This window comes from Chryseobacterium camelliae (assembly GCF_030818575.1).
GTDB lineage: Bacteria > Bacteroidota > Bacteroidia > Flavobacteriales > Weeksellaceae > Chryseobacterium > Chryseobacterium camelliae_A.
Genome location: NZ_JAUTAL010000001.1, coordinates 2736183 through 2762316 on the forward strand (window position 1 = coordinate 2736183; position 26134 = coordinate 2762316).

Here is a 26134-nt window from a genome sequence, read left to right on the forward strand (position 1 = left end):
CCTATGTTCAGTAATAAAACTTCTTTCACAGTACTTTTTATCATCGCCTGTTCTTTGGTGAAGGCCCAGGACAGCCTTGATTTTTTTAATCAATACCGAAATCAGTACAGCACAGAAAGAACTTTAAAATCCCAGTTGTACTATAATCCGGCCTCAATGTCGGATTATAGTACAGCCTCTTTTTCAGAATTCGGAACAGGATATCGGAGTGAACATAAAGACATCTACCGGCAGCAAATGGGCGCGGGAGAGCGGGGATTGGAAATTGATGCCCGCTCTTTCCAGAAGCTGAACAGCAGAAGAGCCGTCTGGGGCAGGGCCAGCTATGAAAGCCTTAAGCAACTGAAGCCCAAATGGAATGAAAACCTTGATTTCAACCGGGTGGCTCCCTATGTTTTAGCAGATTCCGTAGGCGGAGACCTGAAACTTGAACGGTATTCCTTTGCAGGAGGTTATTCTGAAGAAATGAATCGCTTTACCCTTGGGCTTGAAGCCAGCTACACTGCACAGCTTGGTTACCGGTCTCGGGATCCCAGGATCAATAATTCCGCATCTGACCTCTGGGTGAATGCAGGTGTGAACTACAAAGCATTCAGGGAATACAAAATCGGTATTTTTACCCGCCTCAATAAATATACCCAAAACAGCACCATATCATTTGTGAGCCTGTTGGGAAATCCTTACGTATACCAGATGTCAGGACTTGGATATTCCAACAATTTCTTCAATGGAGGAAAAAATGCCGTTGCCTTTGAGGAACTGGGCTATCAGGTTGGTGTGCAGATCATGAATAAAGACGGAAGGGATTTTTTACCTTCATGCCATAGCAGGAAACTCCAAAAACACCAAAAATATCCAGATCAGCAATCCTTATTATGAAGCATCATACCTCACCAATGAACAGTTTATTTTTGAAGGCGCCAAATTCTTCAATCTGAATGCCCATCACAGATTTGGTATCTTTGCCAATTATACCGCTTCTGTAAAAACAGGTACAGAATTCGGATATTCTGTCAACACCCAATTTACGGAGCAGGTTTTCAGGCGGAAAGCTTACCGTAAAGAAGATTACACCTCTATGGTAAAGCTGATGTATCAATACTCCACAGACCGTTTAACGCTGAATGCAACTCCGTTTTTTGGACACCAGGACATCAAGGAAAGAAAATTATATCCGGTATCCGGGCAGAAATTCGTGTATAATTATTTTGGAATCAGTGCAGATTTACAGCAAAGACTTAATGAAAACCAGGTTTTGAGCTTTAGCCCTTATTTCATTAAGCGGATGGTTAACCGTTCCATATCGGCACTATCTTACACAGCTAATGCAGCCATCAATGACTGGATACTTCAGGACTATTATTTTCAGGCAGCTGGTATTTCTACTTTCGGAGCGTCTTTAAGATATGATGTCAAACTAGAAAAGCTTCCGGCCTTCTTTGTCAGCACCCAGTATCAGTCCCAAAAGATGCTGCAAAAAAACAATCACCTGATCAGCATTCGATTAGGAATAACATTTTAGCATATGAAGCGAGGTATATATTGGGGTTTAGGTTGTATTCTGATCATACTATGGAGTTTTGCGCCTAAAGTAAGCCGGGATCTTTCAGCGATTCAGGACCCGACTATTGAAGATATTGTGAAAAGCTATAAAAAAGCTATTTCAGAATGGCCGAAACCTACCATTGACAAAGGTGTGGAATGGAAAGAATTCATGCCCATCAAGTCAGACTCCGCCTATTTCACCACTCAAGATAAGCCGAACATATTGTTGGGCAAAATGCTGTTCTTTGATCCTAAATTATCAAAATCCAACCAGATATCCTGCAGCAGCTGCCATGATCCTGAAATCGGATGGTCAGACAAAAGAAGGGTAGCTCTGGGCAATGATCATTTGCAGGGAGGCAGGAATACCCTTTCACTGTTCAATGTTTCGGAAAGGAAATCTTTTTTTTGGGACGGCAGGGCAAAATCCCTTGAAGAACAGGCAGCCGGTCCGCTGGGAGCGCATCATGAAATGGCTATGGATATCAAAACCTTACCGGCAAAGATCCAGGCGATCAAAGGCTATGCCCCCCTTTTTAAAAATGCATATGGAAGTGAAAAAGTAACTTATGAAAGAATTGTAAAAGCCATTGCCGATTTCCAGAAGACCATTAAAAGCCAGCCAAGCCGCTTCGACAGATTCCTGGAAGGAAAGTATAATGCCCTGTCGGATGAGGAAATTTACGGCATGCATATCTTCAGAACAAAAGCCCGATGCATGAACTGCCATTATGGGCAGTATCTCACCGATGAATCTTTTCACAATATCGGCTTAACCTATTACAAAAGGAAATATGAAGACCTGGGACTTTACAACATCACTAAAAAACCGGAAGATGCGGGGAAATTTAAAACGCCCCAGCTCAGGGACCTTATGCTCACCCAGCCCTGGATGCACAACGGCCTGTTTAATGAGCTTGAAGGCGTCATTAATATCTATAACAGCGGAATGCATCAGATAGACCCTGCTCCGGAAGTAAAACGGAATGATCCTCTTCACCCTGTAACGGATTCTCTTCTGAAACCGCTGCATCTTACTCCGGATGAAAAGAAAGCTTTGGCTGCCTTTTTAAAGTCCATGTCAGGAACCCGATACAAAATGAGGAGACCTGAAATCCCGGTAGAATAGTTTTAATAGTCTATATCAAAGCTATAGCATCATAAATTATTCTGATTATTTAGTAACGAACCGGCCGTAATGTGTTTCGATGTACCGGTATATTTTCCATCCCAGAAAAACACCGAAGGTGTTCAGAATAATATCATCAACCTCAAAAATCCCAAGCCGTGTAAAATACTGAAGAGCCTCCACGATAATAATGGCCGACAGAAAATTAAACATAAGATTTTTAAGCGTTCTGAGCTTTGGAAATGACCATCCTAAAAATCCAAATGGAATAAACATAATGATATTTCCCAAGACAATCTTAACAATATAGATCCAGGGAAGCCCGGACTTTGTGAACTGAACCGTTGAGATAACAGGTTCAAGCCTCAGCGTAGGATCAGGATACCTGGCATCGATCCTACCAAAACCGAAAAGCATAAGGTACAGCAGCAACAGCGTATACGGATAAATAATAAACTGATAAAATTTCTTTAACATCAACGGACAAGGGTATTCGCTTCAAAAATAGTAAATTTGTATCTTAAATCATATTCATGAAATACGTTTTACTCACCCTTATTTCAGCCATGCTCTTATCTATTTCATGGCCGACGTATGGAGTTCCGTTCTTTATATTCTTTGCACTGGTGCCTCTTCTGATGATGGAGCATGGTGTTTCCAAATTTTCAGGTTACGACAGGAAGAGCTGGGTAGTCTTCGGGCTGTCCTACTTATGCTTTGTGATCTGGAACGCAGTAACGACTGGATGGCTTTACGGGTCTAAAAACCCTGACGGCAGCCATTCGCTGATGGCAGTCCTGTTTCCGGTGCTTGTTAATTCTTTCTTATATGCATTGGTATTCCAGTGTTATCACTGGTATAAAAATGCCCAGGGGACCTATTGGGGACTGGCTTTTTTCATCGCTATCTGGATGGGCTTTGAAAAATTCCATCTCAGCTGGGAGCTCACCTGGCCTTGGCTGAACCTCGGCAATGCATTTTCGGAATACCCGAAACTGATCCAGTGGTATGATACTCTGGGAGCTACAGGCGGAAGCTTCTGGATCCTTGCCGTAAACATCATGATTTTTTACACGGTAAGGATATGGGAAGCCGGAAGAAAAAGGAAAAGACTGATCATCAATACCCTTGTGGTAACCGCCCTTATCGCTTTACCTATGATCATTTCCGCTATCAGATACAATACCTTTGATGAAAAACCTGTGGGACAGGTGAATGTGCTGATGCTCCAGCCCGACCTTGATCCATACGCAGAAAAATACTCCAAAGACAGCATAGCTATAGAAAATGACCTCCTAAATCTGGCCGGAAAAAATTCCACCGGAAAAATTGATTATTATATCGCTCCTGAAACCGCCATTCCGGGCAGAGGCTCTATTTCAGAAACAGCTTTTGATAAAAGCCTGATGCTGAACAATATTAAAGATTTCCTCATCAAGCATCCGGGTTCCGTATTTGCAACAGGAATTTCTTCCCACCGTTTTTATTCGAATACGGATCTTCTGCCAAAGGATGCCTACCAGCTTAACCCAAGGCTTTGGGTAGAAAGTTATAATTCCGCTGTCCAGGTAGTTCCCGGCCGGAAAGTAGAGGTATATCACAAAGGCAAGCTGGTTCCGGGTGTTGAGATTTTCCCGTATATGAATGTCCTCAAACCATTGTTAGGCAATGCCATGCTCAACCTCGGCGGTACCGTAGCTTCACTGGGAACAGACAAAGAAAGGGTTGCTTTTTCAAACCCATACAACAAAGGCAAACTGGCTCCGATCATCTGCTATGAAAGCATTTATGGCGAATTTGTAGGCGACTATGTAAAAAAGGGCGCCAATTTCTTAGCGATTATGACCAACGATTCCTGGTGGGGCGTTACGGAAGGCCACAAGCAACTGCTATCCTACGCAAGATTAAGAGCTATTGAAACCAGAAGGGAAATTGCCCGGGCCGCCAATAGCGGGATATCCGCCCATATCAATGCCAAAGGAGAAATTACCGCCGATACTTTTTACGGCGACCAGACGGCTCTGTTTGCGAAAGTAAACCTGTATGAAGGAGAAACATTCTATGTAAGATCCGGAGATTTTCTTTCAAGACTGTGTATTTTCGCCTTAGGCTTTTTACTGTTTTACCATCTGATCAAACGCTTTCAGAAAAGGTTCATGAAGTAAATATTGCTTTCAATATTATTTAATCATAAACAAAAACCAGCCTTCCGGCTGGTTTTCTCAGTTTAATGAGTTTTAAAAATCAAATTCAAACTATTTTCGGTTATTTGATCATTAGTTTTTTGCTCACCCAATTATTCTTAAGTTTGATCTTCAGAATATACATGCCTCTTGAAAGACCCGAAACATTGACTGACTGATCATGGTTAAGGGTAACATTCAGCTTTTTACCATCCATCGAATACAGCTCCAGATCATATACTTTTTCACCTATGATGAATACGCTTTCAGATGCCGGGTTTGGGTATACAGACAGCTGCGTCATCACAAGGGAATCATTAACACTTAGTGTACTTTCAGCCGACGGATCAGAATAAACTTTTGAGGCATCAATTGCCCGCACACTCCAGTACACATTCTGAATTGCAGGATCTAATGTTAGAAACCATGCAGGGGTCGTAACGACATATTTTGCCACATCCTGTGCTCCGGGCGTTGTCCCGACTTTAATTTGATATTGTAATGCATTTGCCGGAGTTTTGTCATCCGACGCAGCACTCCATGTAAAATTAAATGTATTTCCGGTTTTAATCACCTGTAAACCGGTCGGGGCATTGGGTTTTGCATTTGTAGCTCCGGAGGTATTGTGATAGAGTTTGGTGAATGATTTTAAATCCGGGTCCTCCCAATCAAAACCAGTCATCAGGACATCCAGCTGATGGTCGCCATCATAATCAAAAAGCCTGATATTACCAGCTCCGCCCAGATGATACAGAGATGTATTGCCTGCTTTTGTAAAAGACTGCAATGCAGGATTGTATAAAAATACATTGACTGTGCCTTCATAACCTGCCGTATTGCCAATGACGATAAAATCATAATATCCGTCATTATTAAGATCTCCTGCATCAATACTGGAATCGGAAAGGCCTTCTCCCGGAATTTCCTGAGCAGTGAATTGTCCGGTTCCGTCATTCATAAAAACACCGAGGTATTCTTCATCATTTTCATTGCGGCCGATGGCTGCAAAATCAAGGAAACCGTCACCGTTAAAATCCGCGCATGCTAATTTCCCGTTGGCTAAAGGCAGAAGGGACTGAGATACCTGAAGTCCGTTAGCTGAATTCAGATATACTTTAAAAAACGGAGCCGTATTTTCATCATAACCGAAGATAACAACATCTAAAAGCTGGTCGTTATTCAGGTCTGCTACCTTAAAGCTGCCATTTTGAGTTCCTTCAAGCCAGGATTGGGTCAGCTGAAAACCATTGCCCGTATTCTGATAAAGGCTCAGATCATTGACAAAACCCGTTCCGTTGATGTATTGTGTGCCGTTAATCGCATAATCCTGCTTTCCATCGTGATTAAGGTCAAAAACTTCTATGGAGCCGTATACTTTCCCGGCCGTATCCTCTACTTTTGAAAATCCTGTTCCGTTATTTAGAAAGCGGTAGTGTTTATAGTTGACAATATCCTGATAGCTCAGCCCTGTGGAAACAATATCCAGCAAACCGTCATTATTACAGTCTATAAATCTGATATCCCCTAAATGTGTCGCCTCTGTCCCTAAATTTCCGTACGCTGAAAAACTGCCGTTATTGTTGATGTAAATTTCATTGAAGGTGGCATCGGCAGTACCATCATTATCATAGTCTATGGCACCGTTGTGGATCACATCCGGTTTTCCGTCATTATCAAAATCCCCTATATCGTTTGATCCGTAATAGAAATTTTTAATGCTGGTCTGAACTTCAGAAAAAGTCTGGGATGAGAAGATCATAGGAACGAAAAGAATCGGAATATAAAATTTTTTCACTTTGTTTTTATTTAGATTAATTAAAAACAAAGATAATATCAAATAATATATGCCTGACTAACTTTAGACTGATATTTATCATCTGGCCAATTATAAAGGACATTCAGGGTTGTTAATTCATTTTCAGTCTGTAAATCTGTTGAATAATTATAAGAAAAAAATATTCAAAACTTGTCTAACTAAAAAAAACTTCGTAATTTTGCACTCTCAAATATTATAGTACAAATAAGAACATCGAGATATGTCAAGAATTTGCCAAATAACAGGAAAGCGTGCAATGGTTGGTAACAACGTTTCTCACGCTAATAACAAAACGAAGCGTCGTTTTGAAATTAACTTATTAGAGAAGAAATTTTACCTTCCGGAGCAAGATAAGCACGTAACACTGAAAGTATCAGCTCATGGATTGAGAGTGATTAACAAGATTGGAATCGAAGAAGCTATTGAAAGAGCTACTAGAAACGGATTGATTAAAAAGAACTAAATCATGGCAAAAAAAGGAAACAGAGTTCAAGTAATCCTTGAATGTACAGAGCACAAAGAAAGCGGAATGGCGGGAATGTCAAGATACATTTCTACAAAAAATAAAAAGAACACAACAGAGAGATTAGAGCTTAAAAAGTACAATCCGGTTCTTAAGAAATATACGCTTCACAAAGAAATCAAGTAATTTATAAATATAATTTACCATGGCAAAAAAAGTAGTAGCAACCCTACAGAGCGGTCAGTCTAAGAAAATGACCAAAGTGGTGAAAATGGTGAAGTCTTCCAAATCCGGAGCTTACGTTTTCGAAGAAAAAGTAATGAATGCAGACGAAGTTGACGGTTATTTAAAAAAATAATCTACGCTTTATTTACAATATAAAAACTACTCAGCTTTTGGGTAGTTTTTTTGTTATCTTTGTTAAGACAACACGTCTTATAAAATCAGAATTCGGATATGAGTTGGTTTAAAAACATTTTTAAAAAAGAAGAAAAAGAAACTTTAGACAAAGGCCTTGAAAAATCCAGTCAGGGTTTCTTTGAAAAAATGACTAAAGCGGTAGTCGGGAAAAGCAAGGTAGATGATGAAGTTCTGGACGATCTGGAAGAGATTCTTATTGCATCCGATGTAGGCGCATCTACTACCATCAAAATTATCCAGAGAATAGAAGAACGTGTTGCCAAAGATAAATATGTAAGTGTAAGTGAGCTTGACAGAATCCTTCGTGAAGAAATTTCAGGACTGCTTCTGGAAAATCCTCACGCCACAACAGGAAATATAGATTCCTCCAAGAAACCATATGTCATTATGGTGGTTGGGGTGAATGGTGTGGGAAAAACCACTACCATTGGTAAGCTCGCACACCAGTTCAAATCTGAAGGCAAGAAAGTAGTACTTGGTGCTGCGGATACCTTCAGAGCCGCTGCTGTAGACCAGCTAACGATATGGAGTGAAAGAGTTGGTGTTCCTATTGTAAAGCAGAATATGGGTTCCGACCCTGCTTCGGTAGCTTTTGATACTGTACAAAGTGCCGTAGCGCAGGATGCTGATGTTGTTATTATTGATACGGCAGGGAGGCTCCATAATAAAGTCAACCTGATGAACGAGCTTTCCAAGATCAAACGTGTGATGCAGAAAGTCATTCCCGACGCTCCTCATGAAATCCTCCTGGTACTTGACGGTTCTACCGGCCAGAATGCTTTTGAGCAGGCAAAACAGTTTACCGCGGCTACGGAAGTTAATGCGCTGGCCGTAACCAAACTGGACGGAACTGCTAAAGGAGGTGTAGTCATAGGTATCTCCGACCAGTTCCAGATCCCTGTTAAGTACATCGGCGTCGGTGAAAAGATGCAGGACCTGCAGTTGTTTAATGGTATAGAATTTGTTGACTCTTTTTTCAAAAAGCGGTAATACTATTATCCGCTTGAGTAACAACCAATTCAAATATTAACAATTAAAAAAGTTTACAACTATGGGATTTTTAACATGGATTTTATTCGGTCTTATTGCAGGAGCAATTGCAAAAATGATTATGCCGGGCAACCAGGGAGGTGGCTGGCTTTTAACCATTATTCTGGGAATTGTAGGAGCATTTGTAGGAGGAGCCATCGGAGTATACGTCCTTCATTGGGGTGATGTAGAAAGTTTCTGGAATCCAAGAAGCTGGATTCTGGCCATCGGAGGTGCATTGATTGTCCTCTGGATTTACGGAATGGCTACGAGAAAAAGTTAGGATAAAAAAGAATACAAATTAAAACCCCGGATCTGCAATCAGATCCGGGGTTTTGTTTACAATATAATTTAGTTTAGTTGATTTTAATCTGATATGGCATCTGCATCTTTACCTCAGACTGCAGCTTCTCCGAAGTAATCTGCTGAAGGATTTCATAGTTAGCTTTACCTATTTTGCTTTTAACAACCCTTGCTTCGATATCCTCACCATTAAGGTTCTGGAAAATCTGTTCAAAGGTGCTCATCTTCTTAGGGTAAGAAGTTACATCATAAGATTTCAGCCCAGCTTTCTGTGCAGCAAAACGTATGGCATCTTTAAGGGTACCCAGGTCATCAACCAGTCCGATTTGCTTAGCCCTTACTCCGCTCCATACTCTTCCGCCCCCTATCTGATCAATCTGCTCAAAAGTCTGCTTTCTGTTTTGGGTTACGAAATGCACAAATCTTTTATAGGTGCCCTCCACACTTCTGGTAATCATATTTACTCCATACGGGCTTACCCCATGCAGGGTGGAAAAATACTGCGAATTGGCATTGGTAGCTACAATATCTGAACGTACTCCGTTTTTATTGGCCAGTTCCTTAAAATAAGGGATGACGCCGAAAACACCAATAGATCCGGTCAGCGTATTAGGCTCTGAATAAATTTTATCTGCTGCCATAGCAATATAATACCCGCCGGAGGCTGCATAATCCCCAAAGGAAACAATAAGCGGCTTTTTCTTCTTCAACTGTTGGAGTTCAAACAGGATTTCATCAGATGCATTGGCACTTCCTCCCGGAGAATTGATTCTGAAAACCACTGCTTTGACTTTATCGTTCTCTTGGAGATCTTTTATATACTTAATGTATTTTTCAGAATAAATTTCATTGTATTCATCACCACTGTTGATAGAACCTGAGGCGTACAGTACCGCAACCTTGTCACCAGACTTTTCGTCATCAGAATAGGAATCAATGTACTTTGCCAAAGAAACTTTATTCAGCTTATCATCCTCTTTCAGATGAAGCTTGGATTTGATGATCTGGTCGTACTCCCCTTTCTGAATCAGCTGATCAGCCAGTTTGTATTTAAGCCCCAGTTCAGGAATCATCCCATAAAGGCTATCCACAACCGTTCTGAACTGCGCCGTATCCATTTTTCTCGACACAGCTATTTTTGAAGAAGTGTTTCTCCAGATATCATTTAACAATGTACTTAACTGTTCCCTGTTCTCAGGCGAAATATCATTCCTTATAAAAGGTTCAACAGCAGATTTAAATTTCCCGTGTCGGATCACCTGGATGCCAATACCATATTTATCTGCAAAATCCTTGAAGAAGGCCACTTCTGTAGCCAACCCTTTCAGTTCGATCATTCCGGCAGGATTTAGGTAATATTTATCCGCAACTGAACCCAAATAATAAGATGCCTGCGATACGGTATTTCCATAAGCATAAACAAATTTTCCGCTCTTTTTGAAATCTTCCAGAGCACTTCTGAGGTCATCAATCTGAGTAATACCTGCATTCAGGTTATCTACCTCGATACTAATTCCTCTGATCTTATCATCTGTCTTCGCCTTGTCAATAGCTTCAAGTGCTTCGTAGATTAAAACATTTTTATTCTTTTTATCCATATTGAAAAGCCCTGTACGCTCTTCAGTAGGACTGTCTATAATATTGGTTTTAAGGTTAATGGTAAGTACAGAATTGTTTTTCACCACCACAGATTTATCACCGCTCGTTGAGCTGACCACCAGTATAATAATGAAAAAGAAAAAAAACACGACACATAAGAGCACAATTGCCACTATATTTGCCAGTACATTCTTTAAGAAGCTTTTCATAAATATCAATCATTTTTCAATATGTCGCAACATAAGGTCATTTTGTTACTCGGAAGTAACCTGGGGGATCAAAAAAAAAATTTAGAAACCGCCATCGAAAAAATTAAAGGACGATGTGAAATATTAAATATAAGTGAATTTCTTACATCTGAACCTGTAGAATTTGTTAGTTCCAATATTTTTTGTAATATTGCACTAATAATATCTACAGCCCTTTCACCGATTCAACTGCTTGATTTTGTTAAAAATATTGAAGTGGAGATGGGCAGAACTAACGATTCTAAAGCGTCCGGAGCATATTGCGACAGGATTATAGACATTGATATCGTTAAGTTCAATGGATTAAAATTTTTATCAGAAAGGCTGGAAATCCCTCATCAGAAAAACCTTTATGAAAGAGATTTTTCCAAGATATTATTAAATGCATTTATCTAACACATAAAACATATTGTATGAAATTAGGTTTATTAATTTTGGCAGCCTTGCCAATAGCTACTTATGCTCAAGACAGTATTGCAGTACATTCAACTGAATACCCTAATACCTTTTCGTCAGGCTCAGCCAATGTTCAACCATTTACCAACAGTTCCAGAAGATTCAATGACTGGTCTATTTCCATTGGTGGTGGTGCGGCTTTTATGGCACATGCAGATCTTGTTTCAATTTATGACAAGAAAGTCAACTGGGGGTATAATGCTTATGCAAGTATTGATAAGCAAATCACCCATACTTTTGGATTAAGTATTGCGTACCAGAGAGGTGAAACCAATCAGAGAGCACAATTAGCCGGAGTACCAGGTCAGCTGGCTGGTGTGGCAGAAGCCAACACAAAATACAATCAGGTAGTATTGCTTGGAGATATTAATTTCTCAAACCTTTTAAGAAGGGTTGACAACCACTCTCCTTATCGATGGGCATTCCACGGATACGGAGGTGTAGGTCTTATGAGCTATAAAACTTCTTTACACGATAATAATGAATTCAGATGGAGTAGCAATCCTCCAAGAATCCCATTGTTCATCAAGCAGGATTTTGATATCAGCTCGCTCTATTATCAAGTCGGTGTCGGTCTTAAATACAATGTTTCAAAACTTATTGACATTGAGGCAAGGACAATGTATATCATAAGCGGTGACGATGAATTTGATGGCGGCGGATGGGCAGGTCCTGCTGATTACGACGTGAATTCTAAAGTTTCCAAATACAATATGATCAGTGCGAGAAGATCTGACAATATGTGGACGGTGAATCTTGGACTTTCATTCAAACTTGGTAAGCATGAAACTCATTTGGCATGGCATGATCCTTTACAGGAAGCATATTACAGAGCCCAGGTTCTCGATGAAAAATCTACTGATCTTGTTGTGTGCGAAAAAGGAGATAATGATAATGACGGTGTTTGCGATGATTGGGACAGAGAGCTTAATACGCCTGCCGGAGCACGAGTGGATGGTGCAGGGGTAGCTTTGGATATGGACCTCGACGGAGTAATAGACTTATATGATAAGTGTGTTACTGTACCAGGTCCTGTGGAAAATAACGGATGTCCTACAAGCAAATAACTGTTTAATTCTACATTTGGCCCGGTTATTGTAATTACACACAGAACATGTAAAATTGAATTTTACTATTACTAGGATCAAATAATAAAATAATTAACTAAATAAAAAAATACACTATGAAATTAAGTTTAGCAATTGTTGCTTTGGCAATGGCTGTACCTACAGCAAGCTTCGCACAAGACTCAACAGCAGTTTCAAATGGACAGTACCCTAACACTTTTACATCCGGTTCTGCCAATGTTTCGCCATTTACCAATCAATCGAAAAGATTCAATGACTGGTCAATTTCAATTGGTGCTGGTGTACCTTTAGTACAGGGTGCAGATTTAACATCTATCAAAAACGGTAACGGTAAAAATGTATTCGGTTATTCTGCGTATGTTAGTATTGACAAAGCTATCACTCATGCTTTTGGTCTAAAGTTACAGTATGACAGAGGTGAGACAAGACAAGGATGGTTCAATACAAAAGATCCTGTACCAACCAATGTTTCTCCTTATGAGCAAGTTGCTGCCAGAACACAGTATGATGCGATTTCTATTTTGGGAGACATCAACTTTTCCAATCTCTTAAGAAGAGTTGATAATCATTCTCCGTATAGATGGGCTTTACACGGATATGCTGGTGTAGGAACACTTGCTTATAGAGCATACCAGAAGGATATCAACGGACAAAGACTTGCTACAGAAGTAAAACCATTTAAATTTGGTTCGATGTTTGGACAAGCAGGTGCCGGTCTGAAGTTTAAAGTAAACAGAAGATTAGACATCGAAGGTAGAGTAATGTACGTGGTAACCGGTGATGATGAATTTGACGGTGGAGGTGCTAACTACAGTGCCATCAACCAACGTGAAGAGCAGACTTCTGACAACTTCATCAATGCTACTTTAGGTATTTCTTTGAAGCTAGGGAAGCATGAATCTCACCTGATGTGGCATGACCCATTGCAGGAAATCTATTACAAACTGGATGTGTTGGCTAATAAAAACCAGGATATTGAAGTTTGCAAGAAAGGAGATGCTGATAATGACGGAGTTTGTGATGATTGGGACAGACAGCTTGATACTCCTGCAGGAGCAAGAGTTGACGGTGCCGGTGTTGCACTAGACACTGACTTAGATGGAGTAATTGACCTTTACGATAAGTGTGTAACCGTTCCAGGACCTGTTGAAAATAACGGATGTCCTACTACAGCTGCCAACAATGGTCCTGTAGTTGAAACTGAAACAAAATTAGAAGGAATTGAATTTGATCTGAACTCAGACAGAATCTTACCTTCAAATACACCGATCCTGAACAATGCTGTAAGTTACATCAATTCTTCAAACGGATCTTACAATGTAATTGGTGCTACAGATACAAGAGCTTCACAAGCTTACAACCAAAAACTTTCTGAAAGAAGAGCAAACAACGTAAAAGATTATCTAATCAAAAACGGAGTTGAATCTTCTAAATTAAACGCTATAGGTAGAGGTAAAAAAGACCTTAAATATCCTGAGTGTGATCCGGCTACTAAATGTCCTGAATGGAAAAACAGAGCTAACAGAAGAGTTTATTTTGAAGCAAAATAATTTAAATTTGTTAATAAATTGAAGCCACGCCTTGCGTGGCTTTTTTTGTTGTGATACTTTGCTTATTTTTACCCTATGATTTCTCAGCAAGACTTTCAAAAATTAAAATCGGAAACCCTGAAGTATTTTTGGGGGCATGATGGTTTCAGAGATTCACAGGAAGAAATCATAGATTCTATTATCAACGAAAAAGATACCCTGGTCCTGCTCCCTACAGGGGCCGGAAAATCACTGTGTTACCAGTTGCCTGCCCTTTTGAAAGAAGGGACCTGCCTGGTGGTTTCTCCGCTTCTTGCCCTGATGAAAGATCAGGTCAGCCAATTGAAATCCCGTGGAATAGAGGCCGAATATTTATCTTCGGAATTGGATGAATATGACGCTGAAGCAATTTATAACCGGTGTAAGGAAGGATTAACGAAACTGCTGTATATTTCTCCCGAAAGATTAACCAATACACAGTTTTTACGGAATATAGAAATTATAAGCCTGTCATTTATCGCCGTAGATGAAGCCCACTGTATCTCAGAATGGGGGCAGGACTTCAGACCCAGCTACCAGAATATAAAAAATTTCAGGAAAAACAATCCGGAAATTCCATGTATTGCACTAACGGCAACAGCTACGCCTAAAGTTTTAGAAGAAATTAAGATCAAGCTTGAACTTAGAAACCCACAGGTATTTCAGAAAAGTTTCAGACGAGACAACATAAAAATCTTTACCGAAGAAGTTTCAGATAAGTTTCAGAGGATTTTTGACATCCTGAAATACACACAGGAATCAGGGATAATCTATGTTCGTACCAGAAAGGAAGCAGAACTGCTGACAGAATTCCTCCACAAAAACCAGATGACCCATGTTGATTTCTTTCATGCTGGTCTTACCGCAAAAGAAAAAAACAGGAAGCAGAGTGAATGGAATACCAGCAACCGCAATGTCCTGATTTCAACCAATGCGTTCGGAATGGGAATCGATAAAGATAATGTACGTTTTGTGATCCATTATTCGCCATCGCCATCCCTTGAAAATTATTACCAGGAAATCGGGAGATCCGGAAGGGACGGGAAAAACAGCTTTGCATTTCTGTTGTGGAATCAACAGGAACTTTCCAACTTTGATCAGATCCTGAAAAATCAGATCCCGGGAAAAGATGAATTTATAACGATTGTTACCTACCTCTACTCTATTTTTCAGGTCGCAGAATATGAATTACCCGAAAAATCTTTTCAGCTCAATATGCGGGGCATTCAGAATTTCACACGGCTATCTTCAGCAAAAATCAAAAATGTATTGAATTTCCTGCACAATCAGGAACTGATTTATCATAATGACCACAAAAGCCTGTCTTCGCTTCAATTGCTCATAAAACCTGAAGAAATTGAGCTTTTGCCAAGAAAGGATGCTTACTTTATTGAACTGATGTTGCGTACTGTATCCGGAATTACTACCCATAAAGTACTGTTCAGTGAGCAGCAGGTCAGCAATAAAATCGGAGTGGGCATTCCGCTGATCAAGGATAGGCTGAAAGAGCTCCAGCAAAAAAACTACCTGGAATATGTAGATGGAGCCTTGTCCAGCATCAAATTCCTTAAAGCGCGTGATGAAAGGGCTATCAGAAGTATGTATTGGAATCTTTTTCAGCACATTCAGAAAAATAAAGTGCAGAAATGGGAAGAGATGAAATTCTACCTTGAAAACAAAAAGCACTGTAAGATGAAGCTTATCCTGGCTTATTTTGGTGAAAAAGACTCAAAAAGCTGCGGCCGGTGCTCGGTATGCGAAAAAAACAAACAATCGGTTTTCGGCAAAGATATTTCTGCACAGATCGTTGACATCCTTACCAAACAGCCTTGTACCATAGAAGAGCTTTCAGTAAGGTTAAGTTTCCATCCGAAAGAAAATATCCTGGAAAACCTGATTTTCTTGCTTGACTCCGGTAAAATCAAAATGCTGAACTTCAGAACCTATACAATTGCCTAGTACTGATTGATGCTATAAGATTTGTTATGCCTGATCTTTTCTCACGATCCAACATGAATCATAATAAAGTATCTTTCCTAACTCATCATCCTTAACTCATAACTGAAAACCTCTTATCTTTGCACCATGAAATCATTAAAAGTAGTTTTCCTGGGCACTCCGGAGTTTGCCAAAACTTCTTTGGAAGCCATTCATCAATCCCGTCATGAAGTAGTAGGCGTAGTTACAGTAGCTGATAAAGCAAGCGGAAGGGGCCAAAAGGTTAACCAATCACCTGTAAAAATATTTGCTGTGGAGCATAACATCCCTGTGTTTCAGCCTGAAAAACTGAGAAATCCGGAATTCCTGGAAGAGCTCAGAATGCTTAATGCCGACATTTTTGTGGTAGTAGCATTCAGAATGATGCCTAAGATTCTATTTGAAATGCCAAGAATGGGCACCTTCAATCTCCATGCTTCCCTGCTTCCCGATTACAGAGGAGCCGCCCCGATCAATTATGCAGTTATTAACGGAGAGGAGAAGACCGGTGCAACCACATTCTTTATCAATGAGAAAATTGATGAGGGAAATATTCTGCTGCAGGAAGAGCTTGATATCTTACCCGATGAAAATGCAGGCAGCCTCCATGACAGACTGATGGAAATGGGAGCCGGACTTGTAGTTAAGACCCTGGACGGGCTGGCAGATGGTTCTATTAAAGAGAAACCTCAGCCACAGGTTGAGCATCCTAAGAATGCCTATAAGATTTTCAAGGAAGATACAAGAATCAACTGGGCCAAAAATTCAAAAGAGGTTCATCAGTTTATCCTGGGAATGTCGCCCTACCCGGCAGCTTTTACGACCCTGAAGATTGGGGAAGAAGAAAAAGGATTAAAAATTTTTGGCGGCAAATTTGAGATTTCAGAACATGGAAAACCAACCGGAAGCCTGGACATTTCTAAAAATGAATTTAAAATCTATACCGGAGACGGAATTTACTTTCCTTTAGAACTGCAACTGGAAGGAAAGAAAAGAATGAACATCAAAGATTTTCTGAATGGATTCAAAAGCTTTGAACACATAACAATGGCTTGAGAAATTCTCAAGCCATTGTTATGTGTTGTCAATAGTGAATTTGCTTTGCAAGTGAATGGTGAATCTTAAAGATAGACCGGCAATTTTTAGTGTAATGGAAAATTCACAAACAAAGTGAATTGACCATTCACCATCCATTTCTAAAGCTGCACCATTTCTGTAACCTCCACATCATATCCTCCTACCTGAGGTCTGATATTCGGATTTTGTGTAATCACCTTAAATTTATTGATCCCAAGATTTTTCAGGATCTGTGTCCCTATCCCGTAGTCCCTGTAATTGAACGCCAGGGTCGGATGCTGCTGCTGTCCATCCTGATAATTCAGGAACTGCTGTAATTTTTTCAGCGTATTTTCAGAATTTGAAACATTATTGATGAAGATAATAGCCCCTTTTCCGGCTTCATTTACCATATTGGTTACTTTCTCAAGCAAAGGCTTTTCACCATTATTCAGCCGGGTCAGTACATCAAAATACGAATCGGAAGACTGTACCCTTACCAATACCGGTTCATTTACCGTCCAGCTTCCTTTTGTTAAAGCAAAATGGATCTGATCATTGGAAGTTTCACGAAAGGCATAGAAATCGAAATCGCCGTAAGCGGTCTTCACCTTTCTTTCTTCAATTCTTTCAATCAGGTTGCCTTTTTTAAGCTGATAATGGATCAGGTCTTCGATAGAAACGATTTTCATATCATGTTTCTGGGCAAAAGCATATAGCTCCGGAAGACGTGACATGGATCCGTCTTCATTCATGATCTCACAGATTACTCCTCCTTCCTTCAAACCTGCCAGACAAGTTAAATCGATCGCTGCTTCCGTATGTCCTGCTCTTTTAAGGACACCCCCTTTTCTGGCACGAAGCGGAAAAATATGTCCCGGCCTCATAAAATCGGTCGGTTTGGACTTTTCATCCATCAGTGCAAGAATGGTTTTAGCCCTGTCGCTGGCAGAAATTCCTGTTGATGTTCCGTTACCCAGAAGGTCTACAGACACCGTGAAAGCGGTTTCTTTCGGGTCGCTGCTTCTGCTTACCATTACTTCAAGGCCCAGCTCATCGCATCGTTTTTCAGGAAGCGGCATACAGATCAGCCCTCTTCCGTGAAGTGCCATAAAGTTGATGATTTCGGGTGTTGTAAGTTCAGCCGCACAAAGAAAATCACCTTCGTTCTCTCTGTCCTCATCATCCACTACAATGATTATTTTGCCGTTTCTAAGATCTTCTATAGCCTCCGGAATCGTATTCAATTTGATATCTGACATTTTTACTTTTAATTTTCGCAAAGATACTTATAAAAAAATGCATCTCCCAATTAATATAAACGGTTTATTATACGCCCAATACAGAGTTTTTTGCCTCACTGAAAATATGATAAGACTCCAGTCTTTTCTGATGGTCGTAAATATGGGCATTCACCATCAGTTCATCCACTTCAAACTTTTCCTGAAAGCTCTGAAGCTGTTCCTCAATTTCAGCCTGATCACCGATCAGTGTATATTTCAGCTTCTGCAGAACCATAGATTTCTCCATAGGCGACCAGATATCATCCATATCCTTTACCGGTGGCGCAAACGGCTTTCTGTCATTTCTGATGATATTGATGAATGCCTGATACAATGTCGTTGAAATGGCTCTGGCTTCTTCTGACGTAGATGCCGCAATTCCGTTTACACAGGCAATTACATACGGCTGTTTAAGCTGACGGGATGGCCGGAATTGCTGCCTGTAAATTTTAAAGGCCATTTCCATCTGCTCCGGGGCAAAATGTCCTGCGAAAGCATAAGGAAGTCCTAGTTCAGCCGCAAGCCATGCACTGTCTGTGCTGGAACCTAAAATATACAGCGGGATATCGAGGCCTTCGCCGGGAATAGCCCGGACCATCGCATCTGAATTTTCCTTTGAAAAGTACGTCTGCAATTCCAGGATCTGCCTGGGAAACTGTTCATTGATCGTCATAGGATTTCTTCCCAGAGCCTGAGCTGTTAATCCGTCTGTCCCCGGAGCACGTCCCAATCCCAGGTCAATTCTTCCCGGGAAAAGCGATTCCAAAGTACCGAATTGTTCAGCAATAACCAGCGAACTGTGGTTCGGAAGCATAATACCTCCTGAACCAACCCTTATCTTCTTCGTTCCATTAGCAATAAAGCCGATAAGGACTGATGTAGCAGAGCTGGCAATGCTTTCCATATTATGGTGTTCTGCAAGCCAGAATCTTTTATAGTTAAGGTTTTCCGCAAAGTTGGCCAGCGATAAACTGTCCTGAAAAGTATCATGGATGGTTTTTCCCTGTTTTACAGGAGCAAGGTCCAGCACGGATAATTCAAAATTTTTCATGTTACACTCAATTTTCTTTTAGAGAAAATACAATGCAAAGCTAAAGCTTATAATCTGCATTAGTTACTTTTTGTAATTGATAGGATTAATGGAGTGTTTTAGCGAAAAACTATTGAATTTATAATTGATTATTCCTGCCTGCTCTTTTCTCTGAAATAATTAAAATGATTGATCAGTATCCTTATTTCGTTAAATTCAAAATGGCTCGGAAGCGCATTCTTCCATTCCGTTAAGGTTTCTTTAGGATCTTTCTTAAACAGTTCTTCAAAAGTTTTAATCTTATCCGAAGTAATTACCCTCGAAATATCCAGCAATCCCTGTTCTGCAAACTTAGCCAGGTGCCCGATAACTGTTTCCTTTACCAATCCCCTTTCCAGCGCAATTTCAGAAATGGTTTTCCCTTGCTCAAATAACTGGAATGTAAGGACCTGTGACGGGACTTTTGCGATTTTCATACTGACTTCCTTATCATTTTTCTCGTCGAGAAGCTTGGTTTCCAGCAGATGAATATCTTTAAGGCTGTTCAGGTATTCCTCGGTGTCTTCCAGCCAGCTTTTAAAATCTTCATTGTATTGCTTAAGGCCCTTCACGCCTTTGATTTCTGCATAAAAATCTTTTAAGGGGCTGAATATTTTATCCCTGATTTCGGTAAAAAAGAAATTTACGGCGCCTTTGGCCTTGCTTTCAATTTCTGTCCATTCTTCCTGTTGGCTGATGAAGTGGTCTACTTTTTTGAAAATAACCCTTTCAAGCTTCTCAAAAACCTTTCCGAGGGCTACGATTTCATGTTTTATCTGCGTGTACAACTGATTGGCTTTGCCATGGTCAATGCTTTTGGCCGCTATGGAACGTTTGTTCCATTCCTCCGCTTCCTGTAAGAACCACAGGCAATCCAGTGTGCGTAACACTTTCCTGATGCTGTAATCGTATTTTTCTTTATTCAGAATTGATTCTACATGATCATTGGCGTGGGTATCCCCCTGGAACTGCAGAATCCTGTTGTCTTTAAAAATCACTTCAGGGGTAATTTCAGATTTCAGTACAATACCTTCCAGCGTCCTGCAACGGGATAATGCCACATATACCTGGCCGGCTGTAAAGCTTTTTCCGGCATCTATGATCACCCTGTCGAATGTAAGTCCCTGACTTTTATGGATGGTTACCGCCCATGCCAGCTTAACCGGAAACTGTTCAAAGCTTCCCAGAACTTCTTCCTTAATGCTTTTATCGGTATCCAGGAAGTATTTTTTCTGTTCCCAGACTTCCCTTTTTACGGTAATTTCGCGTTCGCTGCCTTCCAGGATTATTTTAATTTCATTCTCATCCAGTGAGGAAATTTCACCAAGCTTACCATTGAAATACCTTTTATCCGGAGAAACATCATTACGGATGAACATGATCTGTGCACCGGGCTTCAGTTCTAAAAACTGATCATTCGGGAACTGGTTCTCCTTAAATTCACCAAACAGCTTAGCCTCATAGGTAGTAGCTTCCACTTTGATTTCTGCAAGCTTTTCCTGATTGATTTCATCGGCCATTTTATTGTGTGAGCAAAGGTATACATATGAATCCTCTCCTGCTTTGAAATCAGGATCGTACCTTTGGTTCAGGAGGCTGAAATCGATGTTGGCAACATCTCCGTCCCGGATGGCATTCAGGATATCCAGGAACTGTTCATCAGACTGTCTGTAGACTTTTGTCAGCTCTATCGTAATCAGTGGGATTTCCTTAATAGCATGACTGTCGAAAAAGAAAGGAGACTGATAGTATTGCCTGAGGAGATGCTCATCCCTCACTACAGGCGGCAACTGATACAGGTCACCTATAAACAACATCTGAACGCCACCGAAGCGTTGGTTATTCCTCCTGATGAAGCGCAGTGAAAAATCCATCATGTCAAGCACATCCGCACGCAACATCGATACTTCATCAATAATGATCACCTCTACTTCTCTCAGCAGCTTCAGCTTATCTTTCCGATACTTAAAATGAGGCATAAGATCCGCAATATTGTTGGCCATGCTGCCATCGATACGATCTGTGGTCGGCAGAAATGTCCTTAGCGGAAGGCCGAACATGGAATGGATGGTGACTCCGCCCGCATTAATGGCTGCGATACCTGTGGGCGCCACAACGATATGCTTTTTCCGTGTCTTTTTCACAAAATCATTCAGGAAAGTGGTTTTCCCTGTCCCCGCTTTTCCTGTAAGAAAGACACTTCTGTTGGTATGCTCTATTAAGTCGAAAAAATAATTGTTCATTGCCTGCCAAATTTACGGAAATGAATTGGATTTTTTGTCTTGGCATATGTTTTGAAAAATATCCCGTGGATAAAAAATATGAATATGAAAAATCAGTTAACCTATCTTAAAACCTGTATCCTTTGTGCTGCACTAGCCTTAACAGCATGCACCACAACAAAGAATACAGATGCAAACCTGCCTAAAGATATTTCTGAGCGCCCTGTTGATGAGAACAGCCAGAAGTATGACCAGGCTCAACTGGACAAACTTAAGGCGTCTATTCAGAATGAAATCAATAAAGTGGATTGCACAGGAAGCAATGAATGGACCTTCAGCCCTATAGGTGCAAAAGCATGCGGCGGTCCCCAGTCTTATATTGCTTATCCTAAAAAAATAGAGGATGAAATTTTACCTAAGATTAATGATTACACGGAAAAGGTGAAAGCATTCAACGAAAAATACAAACTGATATCAGACTGCATGATGGTGATGCCTCCGAAATCAGTAAAATGTGTTGACGGAAAGCCGGAATTGGTTCCATCCACTTAAGATTGGTCTTACAAACACACGAATTCTTATAAATGGACAGGCTGTTTCCAATGGAAACAGCCTGTTTATTTGTATCATTTACAATCGAAATCCGTTGTCCAGAAGTCTTCAGAACCCTTAAAACATTTAAAAGACTGACATCTCAGATCTGACATCTGGTATCTACGCTCTAAACATCACTCCTTATACCAGGAAGAATACAGCACATAATTATCGGCAATCCTGTTCACTTCCCCCTCCAGCAATGCAGCAGAAAGATCTTTGATTTTCCTGGCCGGAACACCGCCCCAGACTTCTCCGGATTTGATATGGGTTCCCTGGGTAACAACCGAACCGGCTCCAACAATGGAATTTTCTTCCACCAGGCATTCATCCATCACAATAGCACCCATACCAATCAGTACATTATCTTGTATAGTACAGCCGTGTACAATCGCATTATGGCCTATGGAAACATTATTGCCGATTTTCAGGGGATGTTTTTCATAGGTACAGTGCAGCATGGCATTGTCCTGCACATTGACTTTATCACCCATCCTGATGTAGTTTACATCGCCCCGTATCACGGCATTGTACCAGATGCTGCATTCCTTGCCCATTGTAACATCTCCGATCACCGTTGCTGTTTCTGCCAGAAAAGTATCTTCCCCTATCTGAGGAGTTTTGCCTAAAAGTTCTCTTATAATTGCCATAGTTCAGTTGAAGTTTAATAATGAGCAGATTATGAAACAAGATTCCGTATTTGTGCATTTTAAATGGCAGCGATAGCAAAAATCTAATTTCGAATCTCTGACTCCTAGTTCTAATTGCGTATTTTTGTATTCAAATTTAACGAAAAAATGCGTACAATAATTATAGAGCCCACCGAAAACCCGAAAGTGATGAAATTCGTTGCGGATTACACTTTAATCCCGGGATCTCTTGAGCTCGACAGGAATTCAGATATATCAGAAATACCGCTGGCACAGGAATTATTCAACTATCCCTTTGTGGAAAGGATTTTTATAACGGCGAATTTTGTAGCTGTAGCCAAACAGGATACGATAGAATGGGAACATGTGGCGGAAAGCCTTAAAAATGTTATCGAGGATGAGTTGCTGGCCAATCCGAGGGTATACCTCCAGAAGAAAAAGGAAATGTACCAGATTTATGCGGAGATGACGCCCAATCCTAATGTGATGAAATTTGTCTCCAACAAGCTTTTGCTGGACGGCTTTGCAGAAGTGAAATCCAGAGAAGAAGCGGAGGGAGTTCCTTTAGCCCAGGCGATATATAAAGAATTTGATTTTGTTTCCGAAGTTTTTATCTCTGATAATTTCGTTGCGGTAACCCGAGACAATTCCGTGGAATGGCATGAGGTAATGATGGCTGTCCGCGCCCTGATTGCCGAATACCTTCAGAACGGGGGTGAAATTTCCCGTCTTGAGCCACAGAAGCACGAAAATCCTGTAGAAAAAATCATTAACAGGGATTATACTGATAACGAGCAGAAAATATCCGATATCCTGAATGAATATGTTGCTCCTGCAGTGGAAAACGACGGCGGAAAAATTTCGCTGATGGAATACGACCAGGACAGCAAAACAGCCAAAATGCTTTTACAGGGCGCATGTTCCGGATGTCCAAGCTCTACAGCAACACTCAAAAACGGAATTGAAAATATCCTGAAACAATTCGTACCGGATCTGGTAGAAAAAGTGGAAGCGGTTAACGGATAATATATCTGCAAATGTCTTCCGGAACTAAAATCCTGATTGTTATTGGAAGTGCTTCTAGGAATTCCAGCAATCTGAAACTGATGGAGCAGATTCTGGAAAAAACTGGCAATACAGATTTCCTGATGTACAGTGACCTTTCTGTCCTTCCTCATTTTGATACGGCATTAACGGATGACCATACTCCTGAAGAAGTTCTGACAATCAGGGAGGATATCAACAGATCAGCAGGGATAATATTTTCCACACCGGAATATATTTTCAGTATCCCGGCAGGATTAAAAAATCTATTGGAGTGGTGTGTTTCCACAACGGTTTTTTCCGAAAAACCGGTTGCTGTGATTACCGCTTCTGCTAACGGAGAAAAAGGACATGAAGAGTTATTGTTGATTTTAAAAACTCTTGGTGCTATAACAGATAATAAACATCAGGCATTAATAAAAGGCATAAAAGGCAAATTTGACATCAATGGTTCACTGGAAACTGATACCTTTGCCAAAGTGTCAAAATTAGTAACAGATTTTATAGCTTCTGTTTCATAATTAAAATTTAAAATGTTGAATAATAAAGGAATTTTACTGGTCAACCTTGGTTCACCGAAATCTACAGCTGTTAATGATGTAAGGGAATATCTTGATGAATTCCTCATGGATGAAAAGGTTATTGATTACCGCTGGATATTCCGCGCCCTTCTGGTAAGAGGAATTATCCTAAATACAAGGCCGGCCAAATCTGCTGCGGCATATAAAACGGTTTGGACTGATCAGGGATCGCCACTGATCGTTATTACAGAAAAAATTCAGAAAAAACTTCAGGAACGCTATGATATCCCGGTAGAAATCGGGATGAGGTATGCACAGCCAAGCATTGAAGCCGGAATCCGCAAGCTTGTGGAACAGGGGGTTTCGGAAATTGTTCTTTTCCCGTTATATCCTCAGTATGCCATGAGTACTACGGAAACGGTGATTGAAAAAGCGGAGGAAGTAAGAAAAAAGAATTTTCCGACAGTGAAGATCAGCTATATCCAGCCGTTTTACAACAGGGATATTTACATCAGCTGCCTTGCGGAAAGCATCCGCGAAAAACTGCCGGAACATTTTGATGCGCTGCAGTTTTCTTATCATGGCGTTCCCGAACGGCATATTTACAAAACTGACCCTACCAAGACCTGTAACCTTAACGACTGCTGTTCAAGAGATAGCAATCCGAGCCACCAGTTTTGCTATCGCCATCAGTGCTACAAAACAACCAATGACGTTATTGAAAAGCTGGGACTTCCTAAAGAGAAAACCATCGTCTCCTTTCAGTCAAGACTCGGGAAAGACAAATGGATCGAGCCCTACACAGATGAGACTCTTGAAACCATTCCTAAAAAAGGCGTGAAAACCTTAGCAGTGGTTTGTCCAGCATTTGTATCCGACTGTCTTGAAACCCTGGAGGAGATTTCCGTTGAGGGTAAGGAACAGTTCCTTCATGCGGGTGGAGAGCATTTCCATTATATCCCCTGTCTCAACGATGAAGACCGGTGGATTGATGTGATTCAGACTCTTTGTGACGAAAAACTAAACGAATTTTACCTGGTATAATGTATAACCTCCGGATCCGGAGGTTATTTCTTTAAAATTACTATTACCCCCCCATTAAAAAACATATAAATCATAAAAAATTATAAAAATTAAGATTACACCCCCTTTTATTTTAGTACTACTTGTTTAAAATTAAATATTTTCCCTACCTTTACCCCATCAAAATACATGTTTATCATAAAATATTAGGAAATGATGAATACAACTGTTGAAATGCTTAAAAAGAAAATAGACAGTTTCCATCCGGACATGCTGGAAACTTTAGCAAAGGTTGTGGAAAAGCTTGAAGCCAAGAACAGGCCCGCCATTCCATCTTTTCACCGGGACGAAATTTTATACAGGATTCAGTTTCATAACGAACACCCTCATACGAAGCTGGATTTCTACGAAAACATTTCTGAACTCAAAAAGTACTATGCCTGAATGAAAGTACTGCTTTCTTCTATTGCAAAAAACGACATAAGGCTCCTTATGCGGGTCTTTAATGCAGAAAAAGAACATCATGGTTCAGATTTTTTAGAAGAGCTGAAAGAATCGATCAGCTGTCTTGTGCAGAACGCTTCAAGCCATACCCAGAATTATCAGGAAATTTCTACAGTCAGCATGCAGAGATTCCCTGTAAAAGTTCATTATATTGTGGAAGATGAAAACCATATGCTGATCACGGCCATTTTTAAAATATAAAGCTTTATAAAATCATGCTATCGGAGCTTCAGTAGCATTAGTGCCCTGATTTGGATTAGAGTTAATTACATCCATCCATCTGATAGTGATTTATATTCAATTAGACTCTCATACTCTCCAACGTCTCACCCATAAAAACTCCA

27 protein-coding genes are annotated in these 26134 nt (G+C 40.5%); 20 read left to right on the forward strand and 7 right to left on the reverse strand.

Annotation, left to right across the window (positions count from 1 at the left end; genetic code table 11):
- The first annotated feature begins 3 nt into the window (after positions 1–3).
- The 3 genes from QE404_RS12455 to QE404_RS12465 are packed head-to-tail and all read left to right on the forward strand — an operon-like array spanning position 4 to position 2674.
- On the forward strand, positions 4–879 hold the full coding sequence (locus tag QE404_RS12455; protein WP_307453922.1) for a DUF6850 family outer membrane beta-barrel protein: 876 nt from the start codon (positions 4–6) through the stop codon (positions 877–879).
- Positions 860–1522, forward strand: coding sequence for a DUF6850 family outer membrane beta-barrel protein (locus QE404_RS12460; RefSeq protein ID WP_373463150.1), 663 nt, complete (start codon positions 860–862; stop codon positions 1520–1522). Before QE404_RS12455 ends, QE404_RS12460 begins: the two co-directional genes overlap by 20 nt.
- A 3-nt stretch (positions 1523–1525) precedes the next feature.
- A complete protein-coding gene (locus QE404_RS12465) occupies positions 1526–2674 on the forward strand; it encodes a cytochrome-c peroxidase (protein ID WP_307450905.1) in 1149 nt (382 codons plus the stop codon).
- Positions 2675–2719: 45 nt separating this feature from the next.
- Here QE404_RS12465 and QE404_RS12470 read toward each other — a convergent pair whose 3' ends face one another.
- Positions 2720–3151 (reverse strand): VanZ family protein, encoded by a 432-nt coding sequence (locus QE404_RS12470; RefSeq protein WP_307450910.1) that lies wholly within the window; start codon positions 3149–3151, stop codon positions 2720–2722.
- A 56-nt stretch (positions 3152–3207) separates the two neighbouring features.
- Here QE404_RS12470 and lnt point away from each other — a divergent pair, with 56 nt between their 5' ends.
- Complete coding sequence (lnt, locus tag QE404_RS12475) at positions 3208–4839, forward strand: apolipoprotein N-acyltransferase (protein ID WP_307450912.1); 1632 nt, start codon at positions 3208–3210, stop codon at positions 4837–4839.
- 100 nt (positions 4840–4939) lie between these two features.
- Here the strand turns inward: lnt and QE404_RS12480 are convergent, their stop codons facing one another.
- On the reverse strand, positions 4940–6652 hold the full coding sequence (locus tag QE404_RS12480; RefSeq protein WP_307450914.1) for a T9SS type A sorting domain-containing protein: 1713 nt from the start codon (positions 6650–6652) through the stop codon (positions 4940–4942).
- Between the two features lie 241 nt (positions 6653–6893).
- On the opposite strand from QE404_RS12480, the gene rpmB reads away from it, so the two are divergent.
- The 5 genes from rpmB to QE404_RS12505 all read left to right on the forward strand — a co-directional run bounded on the left by rpmB (position 6894) and on the right by QE404_RS12505 (position 8868).
- On the forward strand, positions 6894–7136 hold the full coding sequence (gene rpmB / locus QE404_RS12485) for a 50S ribosomal protein L28 (protein WP_002976757.1): 243 nt from the start codon (positions 6894–6896) through the stop codon (positions 7134–7136).
- Positions 7137–7139: 3 nt separating this feature from the next.
- The gene (gene rpmG / locus QE404_RS12490) at positions 7140–7322 is read left to right on the forward strand and encodes a 50S ribosomal protein L33 (RefSeq protein WP_034683820.1); all 183 of its coding nucleotides are present in this window, start codon (positions 7140–7142) and stop codon (positions 7320–7322) included.
- A gap of 19 nt (positions 7323–7341) precedes the next feature.
- Positions 7342–7494, forward strand: a complete 153-nt coding sequence (locus QE404_RS12495) for a DUF4295 domain-containing protein (protein WP_002976755.1) — start codon at positions 7342–7344, stop codon at positions 7492–7494.
- Positions 7495–7592: 98 nt separating this feature from the next.
- Positions 7593–8546: a signal recognition particle-docking protein FtsY gene (gene ftsY / locus QE404_RS12500; RefSeq protein WP_307450917.1), complete on the forward strand. Its 954-nt coding sequence runs from the start codon at positions 7593–7595 to the stop codon at positions 8544–8546.
- Positions 8547–8607: 61 nt separating this feature from the next.
- Positions 8608–8868, forward strand: coding sequence for a GlsB/YeaQ/YmgE family stress response membrane protein (locus QE404_RS12505; RefSeq protein WP_307450919.1), 261 nt, complete (start codon positions 8608–8610; stop codon positions 8866–8868).
- 73 nt (positions 8869–8941) lie between these two features.
- Here QE404_RS12505 and sppA read toward each other — a convergent pair whose 3' ends face one another.
- Positions 8942–10696 carry a signal peptide peptidase SppA gene (gene sppA / locus QE404_RS12510; RefSeq protein ID WP_307450921.1) on the reverse strand — a complete coding sequence of 585 codons (1755 nt, stop codon included), beginning with the start codon at positions 10694–10696 and terminating at the stop codon, positions 8942–8944.
- Between the two features lie 21 nt (positions 10697–10717).
- Between sppA and folK the strand changes: the two genes are divergently transcribed.
- From folK to fmt, 5 genes are all read left to right on the forward strand, one after another.
- Positions 10718–11131: a 2-amino-4-hydroxy-6-hydroxymethyldihydropteridine diphosphokinase gene (gene folK, locus QE404_RS12515; protein WP_307450923.1), complete on the forward strand. Its 414-nt coding sequence runs from the start codon at positions 10718–10720 to the stop codon at positions 11129–11131.
- 17 nt (positions 11132–11148) lie between these two features.
- A complete protein-coding gene (locus tag QE404_RS12520; RefSeq protein WP_307450925.1) occupies positions 11149–12258 on the forward strand; it encodes an OmpA family protein in 1110 nt (369 codons plus the stop codon).
- Between the two features lie 116 nt (positions 12259–12374).
- A complete protein-coding gene (locus QE404_RS12525; RefSeq protein ID WP_307450926.1) occupies positions 12375–13829 on the forward strand; it encodes an OmpA family protein in 1455 nt (484 codons plus the stop codon).
- Positions 13830–13904: 75 nt separating this feature from the next.
- Entirely contained in the window at positions 13905–15806 is a 1902-nt protein-coding gene (locus QE404_RS12530; protein WP_307450928.1) for a RecQ family ATP-dependent DNA helicase, read from the forward strand.
- A 126-nt stretch (positions 15807–15932) separates the two neighbouring features.
- Positions 15933–16880: a methionyl-tRNA formyltransferase gene (gene fmt / locus QE404_RS12535; protein ID WP_307450930.1), complete on the forward strand. Its 948-nt coding sequence runs from the start codon at positions 15933–15935 to the stop codon at positions 16878–16880.
- Between the two features lie 140 nt (positions 16881–17020).
- On the opposite strand, the gene ribB is transcribed toward fmt, so the two are convergent.
- The 3 genes from ribB to QE404_RS12550 all read right to left on the reverse strand — a co-directional run bounded on the left by ribB (position 17021) and on the right by QE404_RS12550 (position 21475).
- A complete protein-coding gene (ribB, locus tag QE404_RS12540; RefSeq protein WP_307450932.1) occupies positions 17021–18142 on the reverse strand; it encodes a 3,4-dihydroxy-2-butanone-4-phosphate synthase in 1122 nt (373 codons plus the stop codon).
- 67 nt (positions 18143–18209) lie between these two features.
- On the reverse strand, positions 18210–19214 hold the full coding sequence (locus QE404_RS12545; protein WP_307450934.1) for an LLM class flavin-dependent oxidoreductase: 1005 nt from the start codon (positions 19212–19214) through the stop codon (positions 18210–18212).
- Positions 19215–19342: 128 nt separating this feature from the next.
- Positions 19343–21475: a helix-turn-helix domain-containing protein gene (locus QE404_RS12550; protein ID WP_307450936.1), complete on the reverse strand. Its 2133-nt coding sequence runs from the start codon at positions 21473–21475 to the stop codon at positions 19343–19345.
- Between the two features lie 84 nt (positions 21476–21559).
- Here QE404_RS12550 and QE404_RS12555 point away from each other — a divergent pair, with 84 nt between their 5' ends.
- A complete protein-coding gene (locus QE404_RS12555) occupies positions 21560–22006 on the forward strand; it encodes a hypothetical protein (RefSeq protein WP_307450938.1) in 447 nt (148 codons plus the stop codon).
- Between the two features lie 176 nt (positions 22007–22182).
- Here the strand turns inward: QE404_RS12555 and QE404_RS12560 are convergent, their stop codons facing one another.
- Positions 22183–22698, reverse strand: coding sequence for a gamma carbonic anhydrase family protein (locus QE404_RS12560; protein ID WP_307450940.1), 516 nt, complete (start codon positions 22696–22698; stop codon positions 22183–22185).
- Positions 22699–22845: 147 nt separating this feature from the next.
- Here QE404_RS12560 and QE404_RS12565 point away from each other — a divergent pair, with 147 nt between their 5' ends.
- The 5 genes from QE404_RS12565 to QE404_RS12585 all read left to right on the forward strand — a co-directional run bounded on the left by QE404_RS12565 (position 22846) and on the right by QE404_RS12585 (position 25991).
- Positions 22846–23724: a NifU family protein gene (locus QE404_RS12565; protein WP_307450941.1), complete on the forward strand. Its 879-nt coding sequence runs from the start codon at positions 22846–22848 to the stop codon at positions 23722–23724.
- An 11-nt stretch (positions 23725–23735) separates the two neighbouring features.
- Entirely contained in the window at positions 23736–24263 is a 528-nt protein-coding gene (locus QE404_RS12570; protein ID WP_307450944.1) for an NADPH-dependent FMN reductase, read from the forward strand.
- A gap of 15 nt (positions 24264–24278) precedes the next feature.
- On the forward strand, positions 24279–25307 hold the full coding sequence (hemH, locus tag QE404_RS12575; RefSeq protein WP_307453397.1) for a ferrochelatase: 1029 nt from the start codon (positions 24279–24281) through the stop codon (positions 25305–25307).
- Between the two features lie 192 nt (positions 25308–25499).
- Positions 25500–25730 carry a hypothetical protein gene (locus QE404_RS12580; protein WP_307450946.1) on the forward strand — a complete coding sequence of 77 codons (231 nt, stop codon included), beginning with the start codon at positions 25500–25502 and terminating at the stop codon, positions 25728–25730.
- Positions 25731–25991 (forward strand): hypothetical protein, encoded by a 261-nt coding sequence (locus tag QE404_RS12585; protein ID WP_307450947.1) that lies wholly within the window; start codon positions 25731–25733, stop codon positions 25989–25991.
- The last annotated feature ends 143 nt before the right edge of the window (positions 25992–26134 follow it).